Annotated in this window: 23 protein-coding genes; 16 read left to right on the top strand and 7 right to left on the bottom strand. The window is 45.6% G+C overall.

The genetic code is table 11. The annotated features are described in order from the left end of the window. Positions 1–183 precede the first annotated feature (183 nt). The 3 genes from ecsA to ecsC are packed head-to-tail and all read left to right on the top strand — an operon-like array spanning position 184 to position 2,876. Complete coding sequence (ecsA, locus tag BSU_10040; RefSeq protein ID NP_388885.1) at positions 184–927, top strand: ABC transporter (ATP-binding protein); 744 nt, start codon at positions 184–186, stop codon at positions 925–927. Continuing rightward, entirely contained in the window at positions 920–2,146 is a 1,227-nt protein-coding gene (ecsB, locus tag BSU_10050; protein NP_388886.1) for an ABC transporter (permease subunit), read from the top strand. The genes ecsA and ecsB overlap by 8 nt, the downstream gene beginning before the upstream one ends. 19 nt (positions 2,147–2,165) lie before the next feature. After that, positions 2,166–2,876: a putative hydrolase gene (gene ecsC, locus BSU_10060; RefSeq protein ID NP_388887.1), complete on the top strand. Its 711-nt coding sequence runs from the start codon at positions 2,166–2,168 to the stop codon at positions 2,874–2,876. 17 nt (positions 2,877–2,893) lie between these two features. On the opposite strand, the gene sndC is transcribed toward ecsC, so the two are convergent. From sndC to hmoB, 4 genes are all read right to left on the bottom strand, one after another. Continuing rightward, positions 2,894–4,084, bottom strand: coding sequence for an N-acetyl amino acid acetylase, promiscuous activity (gene sndC / locus BSU_10070; RefSeq protein NP_388888.2), 1,191 nt, complete (start codon positions 4,082–4,084; stop codon positions 2,894–2,896). A gap of 72 nt (positions 4,085–4,156) precedes the next feature. After that, the gene (gene yhfA, locus BSU_10080; RefSeq protein ID NP_388889.1) at positions 4,157–5,548 is read right to left on the bottom strand and encodes a putative transporter; all 1,392 of its coding nucleotides are present in this window, start codon (positions 5,546–5,548) and stop codon (positions 4,157–4,159) included. A 65-nt stretch (positions 5,549–5,613) separates the two neighbouring features. Then, positions 5,614–5,928: a hypothetical protein gene (gene yhgB / locus BSU_10090; RefSeq protein ID NP_388890.1), complete on the bottom strand. Its 315-nt coding sequence runs from the start codon at positions 5,926–5,928 to the stop codon at positions 5,614–5,616. A 44-nt stretch (positions 5,929–5,972) separates the two neighbouring features. Then, positions 5,973–6,473: a heme-degrading monooxygenase gene (gene hmoB, locus BSU_10100; RefSeq protein ID NP_388891.1), complete on the bottom strand. Its 501-nt coding sequence runs from the start codon at positions 6,471–6,473 to the stop codon at positions 5,973–5,975. A 121-nt stretch (positions 6,474–6,594) separates the two neighbouring features. Between hmoB and pbpF the strand changes: the two genes are divergently transcribed. The 6 genes from pbpF (at position 6,595) to yhgE (ending at position 15,472) form a co-directional block, all read left to right on the top strand. After that, on the top strand, positions 6,595–8,739 hold the full coding sequence (pbpF, locus tag BSU_10110) for a penicillin-binding protein 2C (1F class) required for spore germination (protein NP_388892.2): 2,145 nt from the start codon (positions 6,595–6,597) through the stop codon (positions 8,737–8,739). A 121-nt stretch (positions 8,740–8,860) separates the two neighbouring features. Then, complete coding sequence (hemE, locus tag BSU_10120) at positions 8,861–9,922, top strand: uroporphyrinogen III decarboxylase (protein NP_388893.1); 1,062 nt, start codon at positions 8,861–8,863, stop codon at positions 9,920–9,922. Positions 9,923–9,993: 71 nt separating this feature from the next. Next, positions 9,994–10,926, top strand: coding sequence for a ferrochelatase (hemH, locus tag BSU_10130; protein ID NP_388894.1), 933 nt, complete (start codon positions 9,994–9,996; stop codon positions 10,924–10,926). Positions 10,927–10,940: 14 nt separating this feature from the next. Next, positions 10,941–12,353, top strand: coding sequence for a promiscuous protoporphyrinogen IX and coproporphyrinogen III oxidase (gene hemY / locus BSU_10140; RefSeq protein NP_388895.1), 1,413 nt, complete (start codon positions 10,941–10,943; stop codon positions 12,351–12,353). Positions 12,354–12,498: 145 nt separating this feature from the next. Continuing rightward, positions 12,499–13,074, top strand: a complete 576-nt coding sequence (gene yhgD, locus BSU_10150; RefSeq protein NP_388896.1) for a transcriptional regulator of unknown target — start codon at positions 12,499–12,501, stop codon at positions 13,072–13,074. Between the two features lie 70 nt (positions 13,075–13,144). Continuing rightward, on the top strand, positions 13,145–15,472 hold the full coding sequence (gene yhgE / locus BSU_10160; RefSeq protein ID NP_388897.1) for a putative methyl-accepting protein: 2,328 nt from the start codon (positions 13,145–13,147) through the stop codon (positions 15,470–15,472). Between the two features lie 41 nt (positions 15,473–15,513). Here yhgE and fabHB read toward each other — a convergent pair whose 3' ends face one another. Further along, on the bottom strand, positions 15,514–16,491 hold the full coding sequence (gene fabHB / locus BSU_10170) for a beta-ketoacyl-acyl carrier protein synthase III 2 (protein ID NP_388898.1): 978 nt from the start codon (positions 16,489–16,491) through the stop codon (positions 15,514–15,516). Positions 16,492–16,617: 126 nt separating this feature from the next. Here fabHB and yhfC point away from each other — a divergent pair, with 126 nt between their 5' ends. The 3 genes from yhfC to yhfF all read left to right on the top strand — a co-directional run bounded on the left by yhfC (position 16,618) and on the right by yhfF (position 19,267). Continuing rightward, complete coding sequence (gene yhfC / locus BSU_10180) at positions 16,618–17,394, top strand: putative integral membrane protein (protein ID NP_388899.1); 777 nt, start codon at positions 16,618–16,620, stop codon at positions 17,392–17,394. Between the two features lie 412 nt (positions 17,395–17,806). Beyond that, positions 17,807–18,847, top strand: coding sequence for a putative aminopeptidase (yhfE, locus tag BSU_10200; protein NP_388901.1), 1,041 nt, complete (start codon positions 17,807–17,809; stop codon positions 18,845–18,847). A 12-nt stretch (positions 18,848–18,859) separates the two neighbouring features. Further along, positions 18,860–19,267: a putative RNA-binding PUA-containing enzyme gene (yhfF, locus tag BSU_10210; protein NP_388902.1), complete on the top strand. Its 408-nt coding sequence runs from the start codon at positions 18,860–18,862 to the stop codon at positions 19,265–19,267. A 36-nt stretch (positions 19,268–19,303) separates the two neighbouring features. On the opposite strand, the gene gltT is transcribed toward yhfF, so the two are convergent. Beyond that, on the bottom strand, positions 19,304–20,593 hold the full coding sequence (gene gltT, locus BSU_10220; RefSeq protein ID NP_388903.1) for a proton/sodium-glutamate (aspartate) symport permease: 1,290 nt from the start codon (positions 20,591–20,593) through the stop codon (positions 19,304–19,306). 270 nt (positions 20,594–20,863) lie between these two features. Next, a complete protein-coding gene (gene yhfH / locus BSU_10230; protein NP_388904.1) occupies positions 20,864–21,004 on the bottom strand; it encodes a hypothetical protein in 141 nt (46 codons plus the stop codon). A gap of 151 nt (positions 21,005–21,155) precedes the next feature. On the opposite strand from yhfH, the gene yhfI reads away from it, so the two are divergent. The 4 genes from yhfI to lcfB all read left to right on the top strand — a co-directional run bounded on the left by yhfI (position 21,156) and on the right by lcfB (position 25,265). Continuing rightward, entirely contained in the window at positions 21,156–21,890 is a 735-nt protein-coding gene (yhfI, locus tag BSU_10240; RefSeq protein ID NP_388905.1) for a putative metal-dependent hydrolase, read from the top strand. Between the two features lie 12 nt (positions 21,891–21,902). Next, on the top strand, positions 21,903–22,898 hold the full coding sequence (gene lplJ, locus BSU_10250) for a lipoate-protein ligase (protein ID NP_388906.1): 996 nt from the start codon (positions 21,903–21,905) through the stop codon (positions 22,896–22,898). Between the two features lie 64 nt (positions 22,899–22,962). Then, positions 22,963–23,607: a putative NAD-binding epimerase / hydratase gene (gene yhfK, locus BSU_10260; RefSeq protein NP_388907.1), complete on the top strand. Its 645-nt coding sequence runs from the start codon at positions 22,963–22,965 to the stop codon at positions 23,605–23,607. A gap of 116 nt (positions 23,608–23,723) precedes the next feature. Beyond that, positions 23,724–25,265 (top strand): long-chain fatty-acid-CoA ligase (degradative), encoded by a 1,542-nt coding sequence (lcfB, locus tag BSU_10270; RefSeq protein NP_388908.2) that lies wholly within the window; start codon positions 23,724–23,726, stop codon positions 25,263–25,265. The last annotated feature ends 16 nt before the right edge of the window (positions 25,266–25,281 follow it).

Here is a 25,281-nt window from a genome sequence, read left to right on the forward strand (position 1 = left end):
TTTCTAAGACGTCTTTGACAAACACCTCATTTTTCAGTTGATATGCTTTTCCTCTACAACTTTTATGATGTCCAGAACCCTGTCTCTTTATGACAGCAAATTCATCATTTGTTAAAAGGGAATTGTTTCAAATCAGGCCTTGTTTTTGGTACTATGAAGAAAAACACTATAAGGGGAGAAACTATGTCTCTGCTATCGGTAAAAGACTTGACCGGCGGATATACAAGGAATCCGGTTTTAAAAAACGTATCATTCACCCTTGAACCGAATCAAATTGTCGGCTTAATCGGGCTGAATGGTGCTGGTAAAAGTACAACAATCAGACACATCATCGGGCTGATGGACCCGCATAAAGGTTCAATCGAATTAAACGGTAAAACGTTTGCTGAGGATCCGGAAGGCTACCGTTCACAATTTACCTATATACCTGAAACACCTGTTTTATACGAAGAATTGACGCTGATGGAGCATCTTGAACTAACAGCCATGGCATATGGACTGTCAAAAGAAACGATGGAGAAAAGGCTGCCTCCGCTACTAAAGGAATTCCGAATGGAAAAGAGGCTGAAGTGGTTCCCGGCCCATTTTTCTAAAGGAATGAAGCAGAAGGTTATGATTATGTGCGCATTTTTGGCAGAGCCTGCGCTCTACATTATTGATGAGCCTTTTCTAGGGCTTGATCCGCTTGCCATTAACGCGCTGCTTGAACGGATGAATGAAGCGAAAAAAGGCGGGGCGAGCGTGCTGATGTCAACACACATTTTGGCAACGGCAGAACGCTATTGCGATTCGTTTATTATTTTACATAACGGCGAGGTGCGGGCGCGCGGCACGCTGTCAGAGCTCAGAGAGCAGTTTGGAATGAAGGACGCGGCGCTGGACGATTTGTATCTTGAGCTTACAAAGGAAGACGCTGGCCATGAATAATATGCTTGATATTTGGCAGTCGCGGCTGCAGGAGCATATCAAAGAAACAAGAACATACATGAAATATATGCTCAACGATCACCTCGTCATTGTTTTGATTTTTTTTCTAGCGGGCGCTGCAAGCTGGTACAGCAAATGGATACGGGACATTCCCGCTCACTTTCCGTCCTTTTGGGTGATGGCCGTGCTGTTTTCGCTCGTATTGACAAGCTCTTATGTGCGAACGCTTTTGAAGGAGGCTGACCTTGTTTTCTTATTGCCTCTTGAAGCAAAAATGGAGCCTTACTTGAAGCAGGCGTTTGTCTACAGCTATGTGTCTCAGCTGTTTCCGCTGATTGCGCTGAGCATCGTTGCGATGCCGCTTTATTTCGCAGTCACTCCGGGAGCTTCGCTCGTATCGTATGCCGCGGTCTTTGTCCAACTGTTGCTGCTGAAAGCGTGGAATCAGGTAATGGAATGGCGAACGACTTTCCAAAACGACCGCAGCATGAAACGGATGGACGTCATCATTCGCTTTGCGGCGAATACACTCGTTCTTTATTTTGTTTTCCAATCTGTTTATATGTATGCGCTTCTCGTCTATGTCATTATGGCTGTTCTTTATCTGTATATGTCTTCCGCAGCAAAACGGAAAACATTTAAATGGGAGAGCCATATTGAGTCCGAATTGAGACGAAAGCAGCGTTTCTATCGGATTGCCAACCTGTTTACTGATGTGCCGCATTTGCGAAAGCAAGCCAAACGCAGAGCTTATCTCGACTTTTTGCTGCGGCTTGTGCCGTTTGAACAGCGCAAAACATTTGCCTATATGTTCACCCGCGCCTTTTTGCGTTCGAGCGATTATTTGGGCATTCTTGTCAGATTAACGATCGTTTTCGCGCTGATCATTATGTATGTCTCAGCCAGCCCGCTGATTGCCGCGGTTTTGACTGTGTTTGCCATTTTCATTACGGGCATTCAGCTTCTGCCGCTCTTCGGTCACTTTGACCATCTGGCGCTTCAAGAGCTGTACCCTGTGCAAAAAGAAACAAAGCTGAAAAGCTATTTCTCTCTATTAAAAACTGCACTTAGTATTCAAGCGCTGCTGATGTCTGTTGCATCTGCCTATGCAGCCGGCTTGACCGGTTTTCTGTACGCGCTGATCGGTTCTGCCGTTCTGATTTTTGTTGTTTTGCCTGCTTATATGACGACCAGGCTGAAAAAGCACGGAAAGCTGTGAACTGAAAAGAGGTAATCAAATGACAGATAATCAGCTGCTGATGCAGGAAGCTTTGGAATGGAAAATGCATTTTTTGCGAAAGGATTCCATGTTTGAACGCTTTTCGAAGCGTGTCCAGACGAAGGTGAATGAACGGATTCCTGAAAAAATCCATACGGTCGTCACCGAGAGTGTGAAAAAAATGGTAGAAGCGACAATGGCCGGCTCTAATATCATCACCTATAAAAAGGATACAAGTGCACTGTCGCTCAGTGAAAAAAACGAATTGGCGAAAAAAACGATTGTTTCTTATCAAAAAGTGGCAGCTGCTGAGGGAGTCGGCACCGGAGCGGGCGGCATTTTTTTAAGCATTGCTGATTTTCCGCTGCTGCTTTCAATTAAGATGAAGTGTTTATTTACCTTGTCTTCCATTTACGGCTTTGATGTCAAGGATGCACAAGAAAGGATATTTTTGCTGCTCGTGTTTCAGCTTGCGTTTTCGAGTGATGATGGCCGTAAGTCGCTTTTTTCTGTCATCGAAAATTGGGAGACGGAGAAAAAGAGCATCGACTGGAGAGTGTTCCAGCAGGAATATCGCGATTATATCGACGTCGTGAAGCTTTTTCAGCTTTTGCCGGGCGTAGGAGCGGCAGTCGGCGGAATTGCCAATTATAAGCTGCTTGCTCAGCTTGGAGAAACGGCAAGACATGTTTTTCATCTGAGGATATTAAAGGAAACAGCCGGAGAATAAACACTCCGGCTGTTTTTTTATAGCTGATGATAGGTGATCGCAGCGCCGGCAAGGACCTTGGCCGCTGTCAGCATGGCTTTTTCGTTGATATCAAATTTCGGATGGTGGTGGGAATAGACTCGCTCTGGCTGTTCGGGAGCGGCGCCTGTAAAGAAAAAAGTGCCCTTCACGTTTTGTAAGTAATAAGCAAAATCCTCGCCGCCCATTTGTGGTTCACCGTCAATGACCTGCTGAACGCCCTCGGTATTCTTTGCGGTGCTCACCAAGTGGTTCGTTTCTGCAGGATGGTTCACAACCGCTGGATAACCCTGTTCATAGGTGTACTCATAGGACGCGCCGTGCATGCTGCATATTCCTTTTACAACCGCTTCAATTTCTTTCTCCAGAATGTCCCGGACATTTTCATCAAAAGAACGCGCTGTGCCGATGAGTACTGCTTGGTCTGCGATGACATTAAACGGATTGTCGGCGATGAAGGAGCCTGTCGAAATGACGGCGGATTGAATCGGATTGACTTTGCGGCTGACAATGTGCTGCAAAGAGGAAACGATTTGCGAACCGATTAGGACGGCGTCTTTAGTATCATGCGGATGAGCGCCGTGGCCGCCCTTTCCGAAGACTTTAATCGTAAATCGGTCTGCCGCCGCCATTACGGCGCCGGGGCGGCAGAGAATAGTTCCGAGCGGCTCAGTTGCCCAAAGATGAGTGCCGAATATCACATCCGTGTTTTCGAGACATCCGTCATCAATCATTGGCTTTGCGCCTCCAGGATAATATTCTTCTGCATGCTGGTGGATCATCACAAATGTTCCCTTCAGTTCATGTCTGTTTTGGTGAAGGACCTTGGCCACTGCGAGAAGAGCTGCGGTGTGGCCGTCGTGGCCGCATGCATGCATGACACCAGGCACTTTGGAGGCGTAAGGGACATCTTTTTCATCTTGAATGGGGAGAGCGTCAAAGTCGGCCCTCAAAGCGACTGTAGGGCCGGGTTCGCTTCCTTCTATATTTGCTAAAACCCCTCTACCGCCAACGTTTGTGCGGATTGGGACTCCTAACGATTCATAATAGGAAGCAATAAATGCGGCGGTTTTTTCTTCTTGAAATGAGAGCTCAGGATACATATGAAAATGGCGCCTGATCTCAACCATTTCTTCAAAACAGCCGTCGAGCTGTTTGTTTATCTCTTTCTGCAGTGTGGATATGGACAAAGCCGCTTCCCCCTTTTCTATGCTTTTCCATGATTGTATAGAAAAAGTCTGAATATTTCAACTCATGCTGTTTTAAAGCATCATCACAGCTGCGAGGGTTGTCACCAAAAGGCCAATCGCGACGGGAATGAAGTTTTTTCTGGCAAGCTCAAAAGGATCAACTTTGCAAATGGCCGCGGCGGGAATCAAAGCCCATGGGACCAGTGTTCCTCCGCCCACCCAGATGGCAGAGATTTGTCCGAGCGCGGTCAGAATAGCGGGATCGGCATGGAGAGCGGACGAAAAGAGCTTTGCGATGGAGCCGGCGAGAGAAATGCCAGAAAATCCTGAGCCGTCAAGGCCTGTTATGGCTCCAGCGGCAGTTAATGCAGTGGCGGCAAGCTCCTTTGACATAGGCATCATATGGGATAAAGCAATGCCAAGATCGTTGACAATGCCGTGGGAACCTTTAGGGAGTGAAGTGCCCAGTATGCTTTCATAGCCTGAGTCGCCAAGATAAAAGAAAGCGGCAATCGGGATGACGGGGCCGAAAACCTTAAAACCGAACTTAAATCCGTCAATAAAATAGCCGGTGATTTTTTCAAGCCCTTTATGCTTATACACGAAAAAATGAACGGTAAAGAGGATACAAATTGCAGACCCGCCAATTAACGCGGTTGCATCATTTCCTTGTAGGTTAAACAAGAGCATGCAGGCGATATCTGCAAGAAAGGCAAGCGGAATCAAAAAAGCCAGTATGGACCGCAGGCGTTTTGGCAAGTACAGCGAGTTGTCTTGTTCGCCGGAAAGAACGGGGGAAAAAGAAGTGGGATGCTCCTGTTTTTTGCGTTCGCGCTGAATCATGATAAAGGCAGCAGTTGTTGTTGTCACACCCATAATCAGCACAAGCGGAATACTGGCCGAGACGACATCACCGACTGGAATGCCTGCTGCATCCGCAGTCAGCTTTGGCGCCGCCTGAATGACAAAGTCTCCTGACAGGGCAAAACCGTGTCCGAATAAGTTCATGGCCATGGCCGCGGCAAGAGGCGTCAAACCGGCACGTGCGGCTGCGGGGAGCAGGACGGCGCCGATCAAAGCGACACCCGGAGAAGGCCAGAAGAATAGAGAAATGGCGAACATCAGGCCTCCAATCAGCCAATAGGCAGTCACAGGCCCTCTCACAAGGCTTGCAAAGGGAGAAATCATCGCTTCATTTATCCCTGTTTTTGTTAACAAATCACTCATTGAAACGATAAAGCAAATGATGAAAATCGTGGGCAGCAGTTCGCCGGCCGCATAGATAAAGCTGTGGAATAAACTGCTGACAGAAGCTGAAAGTGAATGGCTGGCCCATAGCGATATGATAAAAATGCCGAATAGAGAAATAAATGTCGTGTCTTTTCTCAGCAGCATAAATAGGATAATTGCACCGATAAAAAACACATACAGAACATGGACAGGCAAAATCCCGACTTCCATCATCGATCACTCCTTCCGCTTACAGATTATTCATAGGCGGGCGGAAGGTGCCGGGACAGAGGGGAGGGTTATGATGGAAGATGAACATTGATCTGTTTCAGCTGCTCAATCAGATGATGCCTTAATCCTCTATTCGCTTTTTGCAGATGTTTTGGGAAGCATTCAGGAGAAAAAATGACGCACCCTTCAGCAAGCCAGTTTTTTCTATAGGCGATGATGCTTTCCGATGGCTCTATATGAGTTATCCTCGTGCTGCATCTCGTACTCATCAAATCCGAACTGAAAACCGCAGCACGGGCAGATTTCATGAGAATGATTGCCTTCATGATCATATGGCGGTTCAGCCAATCCTTAAACCCGCAGACTGGGCAAGTATGCTTCATTTTGCTTTCCTCCCAATAAAATAAGCTGCCGGACATGCCGGCAGCTATTCGACAGCGAAATATGTGGTGACATAGGAAGGCCGGGAGAAGATCGACGTTGTGTCAATTCCGGCAGATGTATCGCGTTTTTTGTGGGCTTCTTTGTAAGAACCGGACTGCTGCCAGTCTTGAAAGGCGCTTTCCGTTTCCCACAAGGTCAGAATGACATAGGTGTCACTGTCAAGCGGACGGAGCACTCGAATTGCTTCAAAGCCAGGCTCGTTTTCGACTTTTCCCGCTCTGTTTTTAAATCTGTTTTCAAACAGCGGACGCCCTTCCTGAGTAACGGCAATATTGTTCAATACTGCAAAACCGGGATGTTTGATCTCTCCGACTTGGTCAATGACTTCATAAGCGTGTGGTGCCTGGAAAACGGTATCTCCGTTTGTTTCATGAATTAAAATGGCGTTTTCCTGCCCCTGCATCAAAAGGATATTTTCTGAGGGATGCTTCTGTACGATCGTTTTTAAAAAATCGGCTGTCCCATATGTAATATAAACCTTCATATCAGCCACCTCCTGCTTGCTAGTATATCAAAACAATGGTATAAGTTTCTATTGGCGAGTGCTTCGAACATAATTCCAAACAATTTTTCCCATACTACCTTTAGAAAGGCGAGGTGAGTTCATGTTTAAGATAAAGAAAAAGAAACTTTTTATACCTATCATTATTTTAGTGTTAACTGCTTTTCTCGCTTTAATAGGATATATTTCAATTATTTTTCTCGGCCATTATGTCATAGATGAAAAAAAGCTTATTCTTCATGCTTCTTCAAAAATTGTTGATCAAAACGGAGATGAGGTTGCAAGCCTGTATACAGAAAATCGCGAGCCGGTCTCGATCAATGAGATTCCTAAGCAGGTCAGAGAAGCGTTTATCGCTGTTGAGGATAAAAGGTTCTATGAGCATCACGGCATTGATGCAAAATCCGTCGGAAGGGCAGTGTACCGCGATATATTAGCAGGCGGAAAGGTGGAAGGCGGAAGCACGATCACCCAGCAGCTTGCCAAAAATATTTTTCTGACACATGACAAAACATTTCTAAGAAAAACAAAAGAAGTGATCATTGCGATTAATCTTGAACGGGATTACAGCAAGGACAAGCTGCTTGAAATGTATTTAAACCAGCTTTACTTCGGACACGGGGTTTACGGCATACAAGCGGCGTCCCACTATTATTTTAATAAAGAAGTAAAAGATTTGACTGTATCTGAAGGCGCTGTTTTGGCCGCTATTCCGAAGGCGCCTTCTACGTACTCTCCAATTTTGCACCCTGATAAAAATAAGGAGCGGCGTGATACAATTCTAGGTATGATGAATGACCAAGGCTATATCAGTGCGAAAGAGGCTGTCACCGCACAGGGCCGGACGCTTGGACTGCATGTGAAGAAACAGTCGGAAACACCTTGGTTTGACAGCTACATTGACCTTGTGATCAAAGAGGCGGAAGACAAGTATTCCATTTCCGGAGAGCAGCTTCTTCAAGGCGGATACACGATCAAGGTGCCGCTCGATTCGAAGCTGCAGAAGACGGCTTACCAGGTGATGAAAGAGGGAAGCTATTATCCCGGAACAGATCAGAATGCCGAGGGAAGCGCGGTCTTTATTAATAACAAGACAGGCGGTGTAGAAGCGGCCATCGGCGGAAGGGATTACACATCCAAAGGATATAACCGTGTCACAGCTGTCCGCCAGCCGGGTTCCACATTTAAGCCGCTTGCTGTATACGGACCGGCGATGCAGGAAAAGAAATTTAAGCCATATTCTCTATTGAAGGATGAGTTGCAGTCCTACGGAGATTATACGCCGAAAAACTACGACAGCCGGTATGAGGGCGAAGTCACTATGTCTGACGCCATTACGTACAGCAAAAACGCGCCGGCTGTCTGGACGCTGAATGAGATCGGCGTCGAAACAGGGAAATCTTATTTGAAAGCAAACGGCATTGATATCCCTGATGAAGGCCTTGCTCTTGCTCTAGGCGGCTTGGAAAAAGGCGTTTCACCGCTCCAGCTTGCCGGCGCGTTTCATACATTTGCCGCGAATGGAACGTATACTGAACCCTTCTTTATCTCGAGCATAATAGATGAAGACGGAGAAACAATAGCCGATCATAAAGAAGAAGGAAAGCGGGTATTCAGCAAGCAGACGTCTTGGAATATGACGAGAATGCTGCAGCAGGTAGTCAAAAAGGGAACGGCCACGTCCGGCACCTATCACGGCGACCTGGCGGGAAAAACAGGTTCAACATCTTATACAGGCGTCTCCGGCGCGACAAAGGACGCCTGGTTTGCAGGCTATACGCCGAAAATAACCGGGGCAGTCTGGATGGGCTATGACAAAACGGATCAAAACCATTATTTGAAAGCCGGGAGCTCATACCCGACGCGGCTGTTTAAGGATATTTTGACACAGGCAGGAGAAACCGGTCATGTGTTCACAAAGCCTAAAAACGTTAAAGAACTGGAAAGCCCGATTGAGCTGAAGCCGGTCAAAACACTCACAGCCGATTACACATTTAAAGCAGCGGGGCTCTTTACTATTGAATTAAAGTGGGACGCTCAAGAGGATGATCGGGCCGTATACAGAATTTATGTAAACAAGGACGGCGAGGAGACGCTTCTTGATTCGGTTGAAGGGAAGGGAAGCTATGAAATTCCTTATGCCAACTTATTTTCGGGCGCGTCTTATAAAATTGTGCCTTATAATACACAGACAAAAAGAGAAGGGGAAGGAACCGATTACGTTCAGCCAAAATTGTTTTCCTCTTAATGGAATTCGGCGATTTTTTGAACTTTGAGCTACATTTCTATACCATTTGCCTAAAACAAGGTATAGTGTAATAAGTCAAGAAATACGAACGTATGGTTGCCGTATGAAAGGTGGAAATCAGATGAGTAAACGAGAAACGTTTAACGAGACGTTTTTAAAAGCTGCGCGGGGAGAAAAAGCGGATCACACGCCTGTGTGGTATATGAGGCAAGCAGGGCGCTCACAGCCGGAATACCGCAAGCTGAAGGAAAAGTACGGATTGTTTGAGATCACACATCAGCCCGAACTTTGTGCGTATGTCACAAGACTGCCGGTTGAGCAATACGGAGTCGATGCTGCAATCCTTTATAAAGATATCATGACGCCGCTGCCGTCAATCGGTGTGGATGTTGAAATCAAAAACGGGATCGGTCCTGTGATTGATCAGCCAATCCGGTCTCTGGCGGACATTGAAAAACTCGGCCAGATTGATCCGGAACAGGACGTGCCGTACGTGCTTGAGACGATTAAACTGCTTGTCAATGAGCAGCTGAACGTCCCGCTCATCGGTTTCTCAGGTGCGCCTTTTACGCTTGCAAGCTATATGATCGAAGGCGGCCCGTCGAAAAACTACAATAAAACAAAAGCCTTCATGTACAGCATGCCAGATGCATGGAATCTGCTGATGTCCAAGCTTGCCGACATGATCATCGTGTACGTGAAAGCGCAGATTGAGGCAGGCGCAAAAGCGATTCAAATCTTTGATTCGTGGGTCGGCGCATTGAATCAGGCAGATTACAGAACATACATCAAACCCGTGATGAACCGGATCTTTTCAGAGCTCGCAAAGGAGAATGTGCCGCTGATCATGTTTGGCGTTGGCGCAAGCCATCTTGCAGGTGATTGGCATGACCTTCCTCTCGATGTTGTCGGGCTTGACTGGAGACTCGGCATTGATGAAGCCAGATCAAAAGGAATTACTAAAACAGTGCAGGGCAACCTGGACCCGTCCATTTTGCTTGCGCCATGGGAAGTCATTGAGCAGAAAACGAAGGAAATACTTGATCAGGGTATGGAGTCAGACGGCTTCATTTTCAATCTTGGCCATGGGGTATTTCCTGATGTCAGTCCCGAGGTTTTGAAAAAACTGACAGCATTTGTCCATGAATATTCACAAAACAAAAAAATGGGTCAATATTCCTAAGCATATCTTTTGGTATCTTAATGATATCCTGTCAAAATGTTTGTATCAGATCATTAAAGAGGGTGTAAACAGTGAGTAGAAAGAAAATGGGGCTTCTCGTGATGGCGTACGGCACGCCTTATAAGGAAGAAGATATTGAACGTTATTATACACATATCAGAAGAGGCAGAAAGCCTGAACCTGAAATGCTTCAAGATTTGAAAGACAGATACGAAGCGATTGGCGGCATTTCACCGCTTGCCCAAATCACAGAACAGCAGGCGCATAATCTGGAACAGCACTTGAATGAAATTCAGGATGAGATTACGTTTAAAGCGTATATCGGACTGAAGCATATCGAGCCGTTTATTGAAGACGCCGTAGCAGAGATGCATAAGGATGGCATTACAGAAGCAGTCAGCATCGTGCTGGCGCCGCATTTCTCCACGTTCAGCGTTCAGTCCTACAACAAACGCGCCAAAGAAGAGGCTGAAAAACTCGGCGGCTTAACGATTACGTCAGTTGAAAGCTGGTACGATGAACCGAAGTTCGTGACATATTGGGTTGACCGAGTGAAGGAAACATATGCGTCAATGCCTGAGGATGAAAGAGAAAACGCAATGCTCATCGTATCCGCACACAGCCTGCCGGAAAAAATCAAAGAATTTGGAGACCCGTACCCGGACCAGCTTCATGAATCGGCGAAATTAATTGCTGAAGGCGCAGGCGTTTCCGAATATGCTGTCGGCTGGCAAAGTGAAGGGAACACGCCTGATCCTTGGCTCGGACCCGATGTTCAGGATTTAACACGTGATTTATTCGAACAAAAAGGCTATCAAGCATTTGTATATGTTCCTGTTGGGTTTGTCGCGGATCACTTAGAAGTGCTTTATGATAATGATTATGAATGCAAAGTGGTTACTGACGATATCGGCGCAAGCTATTACCGGCCGGAAATGCCAAATGCCAAGCCTGAATTTATTGATGCTTTGGCAACAGTCGTATTAAAAAAATTAGGACGTTAAAGAAGGCGATGAACATGAGTGACGGCAAAAAACATGTAGTCATCATCGGCGGCGGCATTACCGGTTTAGCCGCCGCCTTCTATATGGAAAAAGAAATCAAAGAAAAGAATCTGCCGCTTGAGCTGACACTTGTTGAGGCAAGTCCGAGAGTCGGCGGGAAAATCCAGACTGTCAAGAAAGACGGCTATATCATCGAAAGAGGGCCAGACTCATTTCTGGAACGAAAGAAAAGCGCCCCGCAGCTTGTTAAAGACTTAGGTCTTGAGCATTTGCTTGTCAACAATGCGACCGGGCAATCCTATGTGCTTGTAAACCGCACCCTGCATCCAATGCCGAAGGGCGCTGTAATGGGGATACCGACAAAAATTGCGCCGTTTGTTTCTACGGGTCTGTTTTCCTTGTCCGGGAAGGCGAGAGCTGCTATGGATTTCATCCTGCCTGCAAGCAAAACAAAGGATGATCAGTCATTGGGAGAATTCTTCCGCAGACGTGTCGGAGATGAAGTGGTCGAGAACTTAATCGAGCCGCTACTATCAGGGATCTACGCAGGCGACATTGACAAGCTCAGCCTGATGTCGACATTTCCGCAATTTTATCAGACGGAACAAAAGCATAGAAGCCTGATTCTCGGCATGAAAAAAACAAGGCCTCAAGGCTCAGGCCAGCAGCTGACGGCAAAAAAACAAGGGCAGTTCCAAACTCTGTCAACCGGTTTGCAGACCCTTGTAGAAGAGATCGAAAAGCAGTTAAAGCTGACGAAGGTGTATAAAGGCACAAAAGTGACCAAACTTAGCCATAGCGGCTCTTGCTATTCGCTCGAACTGGATAACGGCGTCACACTTGATGCTGATTCAGTAATTGTGACTGCTCCGCATAAAGCGGCTGCGGGAATGCTTTCTGAGCTTCCTGCCATTTCTCATTTGAAAAATATGCACTCCACATCCGTGGCAAACGTCGCTTTAGGTTTCCCTGAAGGCTCCGTCCAAATGGAGCATGAGGGCACGGGTTTTGTCATTTCAAGAAACAGTGACTTTGCGATCACAGCCTGTACGTGGACGAATAAAAAATGGCCGCACGCAGCGCCGGAAGGCAAAACGCTGCTTCGGGCATATGTCGGAAAAGCCGGAGACGAATCCATTGTCGATCTATCAGATAATGACATTATCAACATTGTGTTAGAAGACTTAAAGAAAGTCATGAACATAAACGGCGAGCCGGAAATGACATGTGTAACCCGATGGCATGAAAGCATGCCGCAGTACCATGTCGGCCATAAGCAGCGTATCAAGGAGCTGCGTGAAGCACTTGCATCTGCGTATCCGGGTGTTTATATGACAGGCGCTTCTTTCGAAGGTGTCGGCATTCCCGACTGCATTGATCAAGGAAAAGCTGCCGTGTCTGACGCGCTTACCTATTTATTCAGCTAAAACCTCCGCTTTATCGCGGAGGTTTTTTTGATGTGCAATGGCAATATTGTGTAAAAAATGATTGAATTGAACAGCAGGTTATGATACATTTGCATATGTACTTAATGACTAAAATGTTCAAACGGTCAGTTTCGAGGTGAATACAATGTCAATAGATCGAAAAAAGCTCATTTTGGAGGCGGCTACAAAGTCTTTCACGCAGTTCGGGTATAAAGCGACGACAATGGATCTTGTCGCAAAACTTGCGAACGTGGGGAAGGGAACCATTTATACTTTTTTCAAAAACAAAGAAGAGCTGTTTGACGAGATTTTCACTACTTTATTAAAGGAAATGAAGCAAAAAGCGGATGAAGCGATGGAGCCGAGCCTTCCGTTCCATGAAAATGTGCACAGAGCGCTGTTTGCCATTCTGGAGTTCAGGAAAACACATCAGCTGACGATTAAAATTTTCCAAGAGAATGCCGAGATTGGTACAATGGCAGTTCAGGAAGTGATCCAGAAAATGGAGCGATCCATCCTGTCTTATATCAAAAGCAAGATTGAAGACGGGATCAAAAGCGGCGCAATCAAGCCGTGCGACCCTGAGCTGACAGCCTTTGTGATGCTGAAGCTTTATATCGCGCTCATTTTTGACTGGGAAAAACAACACCCCCCGCTTGATAAAGAGACAATTGCGGGACTGCTTGAATTGTATGTTGTCAAAGGATTGTCAGCGAACTAGATAATCCTTTCTCTTTGCAAGAAAATGACCATTTTTTATGATGAGTCAGTTTTAGAATGGAGGCATCAGGATGAACACAATACGAAGTCAGTGGAAAGACATCGTAACAAGTAAAAAATTATTGATTCCCATCATCGCCATTTTGTTTGTCCCGCTTATTTACAGCGGCGTATTCTTAAAGGCTTATTGGGACCCGTACGGCACAGTTGACCAGCTGCCTGTCGTTGTCGTCAACCAAGACAAGGGAGCAACGTATGAAGGAGAAAAACTTCAAATCGGTGATGATCTGGTCAAAGAATTAAAGGATAATAACAACTTTGATTGGCATTTTTCCAATGATCTCGACCAATCGTTAAAGGACTTATTGAATCAAAAATATTATTTAGTTGTCGAGATTCCTGAGGATTTTTCTAAGAATGCCAGCACTGTATTAGACAAAAATCCGAAAAAATTGGATCTGAAATACCATACAAATGCAGGTTCTAACTATGTAGGGGCAACGATCGGCGAAAAAGCGATTGATAAACTGAAAGCCTCTGTTTCAAAAGAAGTGACCGAGCAATATACGAAAGTTATTTTTGATAACTTTAAAGATATCGCAAAAGGTTTGAGCGACGCGAGCAGCGGCGCGAAAAAAATTGATGACGGCACAAAGGATGCGAAAAACGGAAGCGCCCAGCTGAAAGAAAATCTGGCGAAGCTGAAGGAAAGCACCGCTACCATCAGTGACAAAACAGCGCAGCTTGCAGATGGAGCGGCTCAGGTGACGAGCGGCATCCAATCACTTGACAGCTCGCTCGGTAAATTCCAGGACAGCAGCAACCAGATTTATGATAAATCTAGTCAGCTTGCAGCAGGATCAGGCGAGCTGACAAGCAAGATGAATGAACTTCTTGCCGGACTTCAAAATGTGCAGAAGGGTACGCCTAATCTTACTAACGGGTTGGATCAGCTCAACAGTAAAGTCCAAGAAGGTTCTGAGAAAGCGGCAAAAGCGGAAAAGATCATTAATGCGCTCGATTTAACGAAGCTTGAAACTGCTGTAAACAATCTGGAAAAGTCAGAAACTGCGATGAAGGAATTCAAAAAACAGCTGACTGACTTTGAAAACAGTTTGAAAAACCGTGATCAGGCATTTAAAAATGTCATCAATTCGAGTGACTTCTTAACAGCGGAGCAAAAAAGCCAGCTGATTAATTCTGTTGAGAAAAAGCTTCCGCAAGTTGATGCGCCTGATTTTGATCAAATATTAAGCCAGCTACCTACAGCTGATCAGCTGCCTGACATCGCAACGATAAAAAGCTCTCTTGAAGACGTGAAAGCGCAGGTGGCGCAGGTGAAAGCCATGCCGGAAGCTACATCTAAGCTTTATAACGGCGCAAAAACAATCCAAGATGCGATTGACAGATTAACTGAGGGAGCTGATAAGATATACAACGGTTCTCAGAAGCTGACAGATGGCCAAACTAAACTGACAGCGGGCATCGGTGAATATAATAAGCAGTTCGCAAAAGCAAAAGCGGGCTCAGAGCAATTGGTGACAGGAAGCAGCCAAGTATCCGGCGGATTGTTTAAGCTGTTAGACGGGTCTAAACAGGTCCAAAGCGGATCATCAAAACTTGCAGACGGATCTGCATCACTTGATACAGGTTTAGGCAAGCTATTGGACGGCACAGGAGAGCTGTCTAGTAAGCTGAAGGATGCGGCTGACCAAACAGGAGATATCGATGCTGATGATCAAACATACGGCATGTTTGCGGATCCGGTTAAAACCAAAGATGATGCCATTCATTCCGTTCCTAACTATGGAACAGGGCTGACACCTTATATCCTGTCAATGGGCTTGTATGTCGGCGGCATCATGCTGACGGTTGTCTTCCCGCTGAAGGAAGCGTCAGGACGTCCGAGAAACGGTTTTGAGTGGTTCTTCAGCAAATTCAATGTCATGATGCTTGTAGGAATCATTCAATCATTGATTGTGGCGACGGTTCTTCTATTGGGAATTGGTCTTGAGGTAGAGAGCACGTGGAGATTTTACGTGTTTACGATCATTACGAGTCTCGCTTTCCTGGCGATAATTCAATTTTTGGCTACAACGATGGGCAACCCGGGGCGATTTATCGCAGTCATTATTTTAGTGCTGCAGCTGGGAGCGAGCGGAGGAACCTTCCCGCTGGAATTGCTTCCGAATTTCTATCAGGTCATCCACGGCGCATTGCCGATGACCTACAGCATTAACGGATTCAGAGCAGTCATTTCAAACGGTGACTTTGGCTACATGTGGCAGATGGCCGGCGTCTTAATCGGCATTGCCCTCGTCATGATTGCACTAAGCATTACTTACTTTACAATGTTAAGCCGGAAGGAAGAAACATCAGAAGAACAGCCGGCTTCATAAAGAAAAAGAACTTGTTTCCTTGGAAACAAGTTCTTTTTTTGTTACATCCCCCATTTAATAAGCAATCCTGTATAGGTTAATCCGCCGCCAAACCCGAAAAGCAAAACGATTTGATCTTTTTTCAGCTTCCCGGCTTTCACTGCGAGATCGAGCGCCAAAACAATTGAAACCGAAGACGTGTTTCCGTAGTGCTCAACACTAGTGAGCGTTTTTTCAATCGGGAACGGTGTTTTTTCACAAATTGACTCGATCATGCGCAAGTTGGCGCTGTGAGGAACAAACCAATCGAGATCATCGGAGCTGAGTCCTGCTTTATGTAAAAGCCGTTCAAATTCGCCAGGGACGGTTCTTGCGGCCCATTTATATACCTCGCGTCCGTTTTGCACCATTTTTCCGGAACCGACAAGCTGCACACCGTTTATTTCATTTCGCAGTCCGGCACGATACAAAATATCGCCGCCGTTCCCGCTTGTTCCTTGTACAGACGCAAGAAATCCCGGCGTCTCTTCATCTCGTTCTACTAACAGCGCACCCGCGGCATCGCCGAACAGTACGCATGTCGTTCGATCGGTATAATCGGTTACCTTTGATAACGTCTCTCCGGCGATGACGAGAATTTTTTGATGAAGGCCAGATGTGATCAATCCATTTGCCAAATGGAGGCCGTATGTCAGCCCGGCGCATGTCGCATTAATATCCAGCGCGCCGGTGCTTTCCCAGCCGAAATATTCCTGTACGCGGCATGCCGTACTCGGAAAGGCGTAATCGGATGTGGTTGTGGCAACGAGGATCATATCGACATCATCAAGCGTTCCTTTATAACGGCTCTTGAGATTCTTCACCGCTTCTATGCATAAATCAGAGGTAAATTGATGTTCATCCGCAATCCGGCGTTCTCTCATTCCTGTGCGCTGAACGATCCATTCATCAGAGGTATCAACGATCTTTTCTAAATCTGCATTGGTTAAACGTCTGCTCGGCGCATAGGTGCCGATAGCTGTAATTTTTGCTTTTGACATATGAATCACTCCTTATGGTCAGATTATAACACTAGATATTAGTATCTGGTACTAAAAAGAAGGTTTTTTTACAAAAAAAGAGAAGTGTAGATAGGAATCTATGAAAAAGAAAAAGGAGGCTGAAAAATGGTCAGTCAAGAAGCAGTAGTCTTTTTGGCATTATCCGGGGCTATTGCGTTTCTGTTGCCAATCGGGCTGATTGTATGGTTTAAGCGAAAGTATGGTGCCTCGCTTAAAGTGTTTTTTATTGGCGCTCTCACGTTTTTTGTCTTCGCTCAGCTGCTGGAAGGCGGCGTTCATGTTTATGTACTGCAAGTGAATGAAATGACGAAAGAAGCGATGCAGCATCCATTATGGTATGGCATTTACGGCTGCTTGATGGCCGGCATTTTTGAGGAGTGCGGAAGGTATTTGATGATGCGATTTTTTATGAAGCGCCATCATACTTGGGCAGATGGTCTGGCTTTCGGGGCAGGCCATGGCGGGCTTGAAGCCATCCTGATTACAGGCTTGTCCTCTATCTCACTTATTGTATACGCATTTGCAATCAATAGCGGGACGTTTGAACAGCTTTTGGTCAATGGCGACGTCAAACAGGCGCTTTTGCCGATACAGGAGCAGCTGCTGCATACTCCTTCGTATGAATGGATGCTGGGCGGAATAGAAAGAATCAGTGCCATTGCCGTCCAGATTGGTCTGTCTCTGCTTGTTTTGTACGCGGTTAAAAACCGCCGGCCGCTGTTTTTGCTGTATTCTATTCTTTTACATGCACTGTTTAATGTCCCGGCGGTTTTATATCAAAGAGGAATCATAGAGCATGCTGCAGCTGTTGAAATCATTGTTGCTCTTATAGCGGCTTTATCAGTTTATTGGATTGTAAAAGCAAAAAGGGTGTTTCAATAAAAGGTCCAAGCAGCAGCAATGCCCGCTTGGAAAAATGTGAATGGAAATATTCATTAAGCATGGGTCATCAGAATATTTCTGATTCAGTCTTTAGCAATGACAGCAAGAATGTCTGTGTTTTTTACAAGAGAAACAATGGTGTTTCTTTTTCTTCTTCTCGCAAGGGTCATGGCATTCTTTCTTTTTCTTGCAATGGTCGTGGAAATCTTTATCGAACCACTCGTCAAAGAACCAAAAATCATCGAACCAATCGTGACAACGACATTTCTGTTCATGTGAATGACGACAGCACATAGAAATCCCTCCTCTTCCCATGCTCTCTACAGCATATGAGAGATTGATAGGAAAAGATTGGACGGGTCCCTCGGGAAAAGAGTATATTTTAAGTAGAAAATAAAAGGAGGAATGCCCTATGACGTCCGTACGTAAAACGATGGAGCTCATTAAAGAACTTGTATCGATCCCAAGCCCGACAGGAAATACATATGAGGTGATCAATTATATTGAAAGCCTTTTAAAAGAATGGAAGGTAGAAACGGTTCGGAACCACAAGGGCGGCTTAATTGCAACGCTTCCAGGACGCGACACATCCCGGCATCGCATGCTGACAGCGCACGTTGACACCCTCGGCGCTATGGTGAAGGAAATTAAAGCGGACGGCCGGCTGAAAATCGACTTAATCGGCGGGTTCCGCTACAACTCGATTGAGGGGGAGTATTGCCAAATTGAAACCGCCTCGGGAAAAATGTACACAGGCACAATCTTAATGCATCAAACGTCTGTGCACGTATACAAAGACGCGGGAAAGGCTGAGCGGAATCAAGAGAATATGGAGATCCGCCTAGATGAACCTGTTCACTGCCGGAAAGATACGGAGGAGCTTGGCATTGGCGTCGGAGACTTTGTGTCGTTTGATCCACGTGTCGAGATCACATCAAGCGGATTTATTAAATCGCGCCATTTGGATGACAAAGCAAGCGTCGCCTTATTGCTCCGCTTAATTCATGAAATTCAAACAGAAGACATTGAGCTGCCGTATACAACCCATTTTCTTATTTCCAATAATGAAGAAATCGGTTACGGCGGGAATTCGAATATTCCTCCTGAAACAGTTGAATATTTGGCGGTTGATATGGGCGCTATCGGTGACGGGCAGGCGACGGATGAATATTCAGTATCAATCTGTGTGAAGGATGCGAGCGGGCCGTATCATTATCAGCTCAGAAAGCATTTAGTTCAATTAGCCGAGAAGCATCATATTGACTATAAGCTTGATATATATCCGTACTACGGGTCTGATGCGTCAGCAGCGATCAAATCCGGGCATGATATTGTGCATGGCCTCATAGGGCCGGGAATTGACGCTTCCCATGCATTTGAACGCACCCATAAATCATCTCTTCGCCATACCGCTAAGCTTCTGTATTACTATGTACAGTCACCAATGGTATAAGGGGGAGGACCAATGAAGATTTATAAGCTGAAAAGCACATTCGGTTGGGAAGGTGATGACGGGTTGGGAGAACAGCTGATTCAGCAGATCCTTGCCGGAGAAAAAAGCGCCACGTGCGCGCCGAAATCATTGTATTCAAAAGATGAATTGAGGGACGTTTATCAAACAGCGGGTCAGCTTGTTACCGTTTATGATAAACATGACAATCCAAGATGCAATATAAAAGTAACAGATGTCTTTGAAACCACCTTTGGTGCGCCTGATATGAGGTTAGTCAAAGGAGAGGGCAATGGAGACCGAATTGAGGAGTTTCAAGAGGATCATCGGATGGCATGGGCGGAACTGATCAAAAGCGGTGAACTGGAGCTGAATGAGGATACTGTTTTGATTACAGAGTTGTTTGTGCTTGTTAAAGATTAAAAAAGCCTGCGGGGCAAGAACCCCGCAGGCTTTTCATTAACCAGAAATGGTTGCGTTTTGTTCTGTTTTCGATTGGGACATAACAGTTTCTGCTTTCGCAGGATTAAACATGCCTTCCCATTTAGACATCACAACGGCAGCAAGCGCGTTACCAGTCAGGTTGACAACTGTACGTGCCATATCCATGATGCGGTCTACGCCGGCAATAAAGGCAAGTCCTTCAGCCGGAACGCCGATGGTGCCAAGCGTTGCAAGCAAGACAACAAAAGAAGTACCAGGTACGGCAGCCATCCCTTTGGATGTCACCATTAAGACGAGCACAAGCGTAATTTGGTGCCAAATCGTCAAATCAATGCCATATACCTGTGCTAAAAAGAGTGCGGCAATAGATTGATAGAGAACGGAACCGTCTAAGTTAAACGTGTAACCGATCGGAATGACAAATGAAACAATGCCTTTTGGACATCCGATTTTCTCCATTTTTTCCATGATACGCGGAAGAACCGTTTCAGAGCTGGACGTACTGAACGCCAGTAAGATTTCGTCCTTCATGTAAGCAAGGAACTTGAAGATGCTGATGCCGGCAATTTTTGCGACAATCCCGAAAATAACAATTAAGAAGAAAGCAAGCGCGACATAAACCAATCCGACGAGCTTTCCGAGAGAGATAAGAGAACCGAGTCCGAATTTAGACACAGTCACTCCGATAAGAGCGAAAACGCCGAATGGCGCCACTTTCATCACAAGGTTTACAACGTGGAACATGGCATGGGATACACCTTCAAAAAAGGCTAATACAGGCTTGCCTCTTTCACCGATCGCGGAAATACCCAATGCAAATAGTACTGTAAAGCAGATGATGGCTAGAAGATCCCCTTCGACCAATGACTGGAAGAAGTTTGTCGGCACAATATGGAGGAACGTTTCCGCCACTGATTTATTACTTTGTTCTTTTTCAGTTTCAACATATTGACTGATGTCCGATTTTTGAGCTTCGTGTATATTAACTCCTGTACCCGGATGGAAGATGTTTGCAAGGGCTAGTCCGAGAATAATGGCAAAAGTCGTGATGATCTCGAAGTACAGAATCGTTCTGAAGCCTAATTTACCGACTTGCTTTCCATTTCCTGCACCGGCTACACCGATGATTAAGCTGGAGACAACAATAGGAATCACTATCATTTTGATTAAGCGTAAAAAGAGATCCCCGATTGGCTGCAGGTAAGTAGGCAATGCTGGGTTGCCATACCAAATGACGCCAACAATGACACCTAGAATAAGTCCAACGAATATTTGTGTGGCTAATCCAAACTTAATTCTTTTCATAGATTACCTCCCAAAAAACAAAGTATCAACATATATCATGAATAGACATATATTTAATCTCACTATTAGATCAAATTATAATAGATAAGAAATCAATTCGTCTATAGTAAATTATATTTCGAAAATAAAGAATATTCAATGACATTATGATAATCACCAGAATTATCTAAAAACAGGTGAGCTTTGACCTAACCTGACTATTATTTCAAAATTAAGAGATATGTGAAAAAATAAGAAAATCCCACGCGTAAGGCGCGGGATTTTCGCTCATTACAAATCGTTTACTTTTATACAGTCATTGCAGATATTACCATAACACTCATGCTGCTCTTCTATCTTTTTTCCGCATTCCGCACACTTTTTCGAAGGCAGGTTTCTAAAAAATTCTGTGATTTTCCCCAGCATAACCAATCCCTCTTTCCCCTTTGTAGTGATTTCATTGTAATATAACAGATTACAAAAATCAATAACTGTTTTGATACAATGTTTAAAACATGCTTTTTTCAAGAAAAATGGGTATATTGAAGGAGGACCAATTTTTTTGAAAAGATAGGAGGACATTATGAAAGTTACAGTTATCGGATGCTATGGCGGTTTTCCGGCCGCAAATGAAGCGACGTCAGGCTATTTGTTTCAGTCAGGTGATTACTCTCTGCTTGTTGATTGCGGCAGTGCCGTATTGTCTAAGCTGTTCGGATATGTGCCGGCGGAAAAGCTGGATGCGGTCGTTCTGTCTCATTATCACCATGACCATATCGCTGATATCGGACCGCTGCAATTTGCCAAGCAAGTCGGTTCGTTTCTCGGCAAAGGAGAGCATACGCTTCCGATTTACGGACATGATGCTGATATAGAACAGTTTCAAAAGCTTACATATAAAACACATACAAAAGGGATCGCCTATCAGCCGGATCAGCCGCTGACTGCCGGTCCGTTTACGATCACCTTTTTAAAAACGATTCACCCGGTGACGTGCTATGCCATGCGGATTACTGACGGCAGCCACACTGTCGTTTATACTGCTGATTCCAGCTATCAGGATTCATTTATACCGTTTTCGAAAGATGCTGATTTATTGATCTCAGAATGCAATTTTTATGCCGATCAAGACGGAACAAGTGCAGGCCATATGAACAGCCTGGAAGCTGGGCGCATTGCAAAAGAAGCCGGAGCGGGAGAACTGCTGCTGACACATTTGCCGCATTTTGGCGTGCATGACAACCTTCGCAAAGAAGCGAAAACCGTTTTTAACGGAGAAGTGAATATTGCGAAATCAGGTTTTGTGTGGGAAGGATAAAGGAGGAGCACCATGTTATTTATAGACAATCAAAATATCAATGATCCGCGGATCAATCTTGCTATCGAGGAGTACTGTGTAAAGCATTTAGACCCTGAACAGCAATATTTGCTCTTTTATGTGAATCAACCGTCTATTATCATTGGGAAAAACCAAAATACAATAGAAGAAATCAATACAAAATATGTTGAGGAAAACGGGATTATCGTCGTCCGCCGTTTATCAGGCGGGGGCGCTGTGTACCATGATCTGGGGAACTTGAACTTCAGCTTTATTACCAAGGATGACGGGGACAGCTTTCATAACTTTAAAAAATTCACTGAGCCAGTGATTCAGGCGTTACATCAGCTTGGGGTTGAAGCCGAATTAAGCGGCCGGAACGACATTGTAGTAGATGGCCGGAAAATATCCGGAAACGCTCAGTTTGCAACGAAAGGCCGTATTTTCAGCCACGGCACCCTCATGTTTGATTCAGCCATTGATCATGTTGTATCAGCATTAAAGGTGAAAAAGGATAAAATTGAATCAAAAGGCATCAAATCGATCAGAAGCCGAGTGGCAAACATCAGTGAGTTTCTCGATGATAAAATGACCACCGAAGAATTCCGCAGCCATTTGCTTCGCCATATTTTTAACACAAACGACGTTGGAAACGTGCCGGAGTATAAGCTGACGGAAAAAGATTGGGAGACCATTCATCAAATTTCGAAAGAGCGCTATCAGAATTGGGATTGGAACTACGGCCGCTCACCAAAATTTAACCTTAATCATTCGAAGCGTTATCCGGTTGGATCGATCGATTTGCACCTGGAAGTCAAGAAAGGCAAAATCGAGGACTGCAAAATCTTCGGAGATTTCTTCGGTGTCGGTGATGTATCTGAAATTGAAAACCTGCTGGTCGGAAAACAATACGAACGCAGCGTCATCGCTGATGTGCTCGAAGGTGTGAATCTCAAGCATTACTTTGGGAACATTACGAAAGAGGATTTCCTTGATCTGATTTACTAAGGCAAAACACATCGTTTGAAAGAGCGGTTGTGTTTTTGAAATAATGGAGGCAGGAGGGATTCACATGAAAGTGTTTTTAATCGGAGCGAACGGACAAATCGGGCAAAGACTCGTCTCTTTATTCCAAGATAATCCTGATCATTCCATCAGAGCGATGGTCAGAAAAGAAGAACAGAAAGCGTCTCTTGAAGCTGCCGGTGCAGAAGCTGTGCTTGCGAATCTGGAGGGCAGCCCGGAAGAAATCGCCGCTGCGGCAAAAGGTTGTGACGCGATCATTTTCACAGCCGGTTCCGGCGGCAGCACAGGCTATGATAAAACGCTGCTGGTGGATCTTGATGGAGCGGCAAAAGCCATTGAAGCTGCGGCCATTGCCGGAATCAAACGGTTTATTATGGTCAGCGCCCTGCAAGCCCATAACCGTGAAAATTGGAATGAGGCACTCAAGCCTTATTATGTGGCCAAGCATTATGCTGATAAAATTCTGGAAGCGAGCGGTTTAACCTATACGATTATCCGTCCGGGAGGCCTTCGCAATGAGCCTGGAACGGGAACTGTTTCAGCAGCGAAGGATCTGGAGCGGGGATTTATTTCCCGTGATGACGTTGCAAAAACGGTCATTGCCTCTTTAGATGAGAAGAATACGGAAAATCGGGCCTTTGATCTGACAGAAGGAGATACGCCGATTGCCGAAGCATTGAAGAAACTATGACAGTACTGACACTCAGGGCTTTTTGCTCTTGAGTGTTTTTTTCTGTTTCTCTATAATGGAGAAGAAAGCTTGGCTTCAATAATGAATGACTATTCATTCACTTAAGGGGTGGGAGAATGAATCTTGTTTCAAAATTGGAAGAAACAGCATCTGAGAAGCCCGACAGCATCGCATGCAGGTTTAAAGATCACATGATGACGTATCAAGAGCTGAATGAATATATTCAGCGATTTGCGGACGGCCTTCAGGAAGCCGGTATGGAGAAAGGGGACCATTTAGCTTTGCTGCTTGGCAATTCGCCTGATTTTATCATCGCGTTTTTTGGCGCTTTAAAAGCTGGGATCGTAGTTGTTCCCATCAATCCGTTGTACACGCCGACAGAAATTGGTTATATGCTGACAAATGGCGATGTAAAGGCAATCGTGGGCGTTAGCCAGCTTTTGCCGCTTTATGAGAGCATGCATGAATCGCTGCCAAAGGTTGAGCTCGTCATTTTATGCCAGACGGGGGAGGCCGAGCCGGAAGCTGCGGACCCAGAGGTCAGGATGAAAATGACAACGTTTGCAAAAATATTGCGGCCGACATCTGCCGCTAAACAAAACCAAGAACCTGTACCTGATGATACCGCGGTTATTTTATATACGTCAGGAACGACTGGAAAACCGAAAGGCGCGATGCTGACACATCAGAATTTGTACAGCAATGCCAACGATGTCGCAGGCTATTTGGGAATGGATGAGAGGGACAATGTGGTCTGCGCTCTTCCCATGTTTCACGTGTTTTGTTTAACCGTCTGTATGAATGCACCGCTGATGAGCGGCGCAACTGTATTGATTGAGCCTCAATTCAGTCCGGCATCTGTTTTTAAGCTTGTTAAGCAGCAGCAGGCGACCATTTTTGCCGGTGTGCCTACAATGTATAACTACTTGTTTCAGCATGAAAACGGAAAGAAAGATGATTTTTCTTCGATCCGGCTGTGCATTTCGGGAGGCGCGTCCATGCCAGTCGCGTTGCTGACGGCGTTTGAAGAAAAATTCGGTGTTACCATTTTGGAAGGCTACGGGCTCTCGGAAGCATCACCCGTCACGTGCTTTAACCCGTTTGACAGGGGCAGAAAGCCGGGCTCCATCGGGACAAGTATCTTACATGTCGAAAACAAGGTCGTAGATCCGCTCGGACGCGAGCTGCCCGCTCACCAGGTCGGCGAATTGATCGTGAAAGGCCCCAATGTGATGAAGGGCTATTATAAAATGCCGATGGAAACAGAGCATGCATTAAAAGACGGGTGGCTTTATACGGGGGACTTGGCAAGACGGGATGAGGACGGCTATTTTTACATTGTTGACCGGAAAAAAGACATGATCATTGTAGGAGGATACAATGTGTATCCGCGGGAGGTGGAGGAGGTGCTGTACAGCCATCCGGACGTCAAGGAGGCGGTTGTCATCGGCGTGCCGGACCCCCAAAGCGGGGAAGCGGTAAAGGGATATGTGGTGCCGAAACGCTCTGGGGTAACAGAGGAGGACATCATGCAGCACTGCGAAAAGCATCTGGCAAAATACAAGCGGCCTGCCGCCATTACGTTTCTTGACGATATTCCGAAAAATGCGACGGGGAAAATGCTCAGACGGGCACTGAGAGATATTTTGCCCCAATAAAATGAAAAAGCGAAGC

This window comes from Bacillus subtilis subsp. subtilis str. 168 (assembly GCF_000009045.1).
In the GTDB taxonomy this organism is placed as follows: domain Bacteria; phylum Bacillota; class Bacilli; order Bacillales; family Bacillaceae; genus Bacillus; species Bacillus subtilis.

What these genes read in the sequence shown, in the direction of transcription:
- ecsA (NP_388885.1), top strand. Translation starts at nt 184, where the DNA reads ATGTCTCTGCTATCGGTAAAAGACTTGACCGGCGGATATACAAGGAAT.
- ecsB (NP_388886.1), top strand. Translation starts at nt 920, where the DNA reads ATGAATAATATGCTTGATATTTGGCAGTCGCGGCTGCAGGAGCATATC.
- ecsC (NP_388887.1), top strand. Translation starts at nt 2,166, where the DNA reads ATGACAGATAATCAGCTGCTGATGCAGGAAGCTTTGGAATGGAAAATG.
- yhfA (NP_388889.1), bottom strand. Translation starts at nt 5,548, where the DNA reads ATGATGGAAGTCGGGATTTTGCCTGTCCATGTTCTGTATGTGTTTTTT.
- yhgB (NP_388890.1), bottom strand. Translation starts at nt 5,928, where the DNA reads ATGAAGCATACTTGCCCAGTCTGCGGGTTTAAGGATTGGCTGAACCGC.
- hmoB (NP_388891.1), bottom strand. Translation starts at nt 6,473, where the DNA reads ATGAAGGTTTATATTACATATGGGACAGCCGATTTTTTAAAAACGATC.
- pbpF (NP_388892.2), top strand. Translation starts at nt 6,595, where the DNA reads ATGTTTAAGATAAAGAAAAAGAAACTTTTTATACCTATCATTATTTTA.
- hemE (NP_388893.1), top strand. Translation starts at nt 8,861, where the DNA reads ATGAGTAAACGAGAAACGTTTAACGAGACGTTTTTAAAAGCTGCGCGG.
- hemY (NP_388895.1), top strand. Translation starts at nt 10,941, where the DNA reads ATGAGTGACGGCAAAAAACATGTAGTCATCATCGGCGGCGGCATTACC.
- yhgD (NP_388896.1), top strand. Translation starts at nt 12,499, where the DNA reads ATGTCAATAGATCGAAAAAAGCTCATTTTGGAGGCGGCTACAAAGTCT.
- yhgE (NP_388897.1), top strand. Translation starts at nt 13,145, where the DNA reads ATGAACACAATACGAAGTCAGTGGAAAGACATCGTAACAAGTAAAAAA.
- fabHB (NP_388898.1), bottom strand. Translation starts at nt 16,491, where the DNA reads ATGTCAAAAGCAAAAATTACAGCTATCGGCACCTATGCGCCGAGCAGA.
- yhfC (NP_388899.1), top strand. Translation starts at nt 16,618, where the DNA reads ATGGTCAGTCAAGAAGCAGTAGTCTTTTTGGCATTATCCGGGGCTATT.
- yhfE (NP_388901.1), top strand. Translation starts at nt 17,807, where the DNA reads ATGACGTCCGTACGTAAAACGATGGAGCTCATTAAAGAACTTGTATCG.
- yhfF (NP_388902.1), top strand. Translation starts at nt 18,860, where the DNA reads ATGAAGATTTATAAGCTGAAAAGCACATTCGGTTGGGAAGGTGATGAC.
- gltT (NP_388903.1), bottom strand. Translation starts at nt 20,593, where the DNA reads ATGAAAAGAATTAAGTTTGGATTAGCCACACAAATATTCGTTGGACTT.
- yhfI (NP_388905.1), top strand. Translation starts at nt 21,156, where the DNA reads ATGAAAGTTACAGTTATCGGATGCTATGGCGGTTTTCCGGCCGCAAAT.
- lplJ (NP_388906.1), top strand. Translation starts at nt 21,903, where the DNA reads ATGTTATTTATAGACAATCAAAATATCAATGATCCGCGGATCAATCTT.
- yhfK (NP_388907.1), top strand. Translation starts at nt 22,963, where the DNA reads ATGAAAGTGTTTTTAATCGGAGCGAACGGACAAATCGGGCAAAGACTC.
- lcfB (NP_388908.2), top strand. Translation starts at nt 23,724, where the DNA reads ATGAATCTTGTTTCAAAATTGGAAGAAACAGCATCTGAGAAGCCCGAC.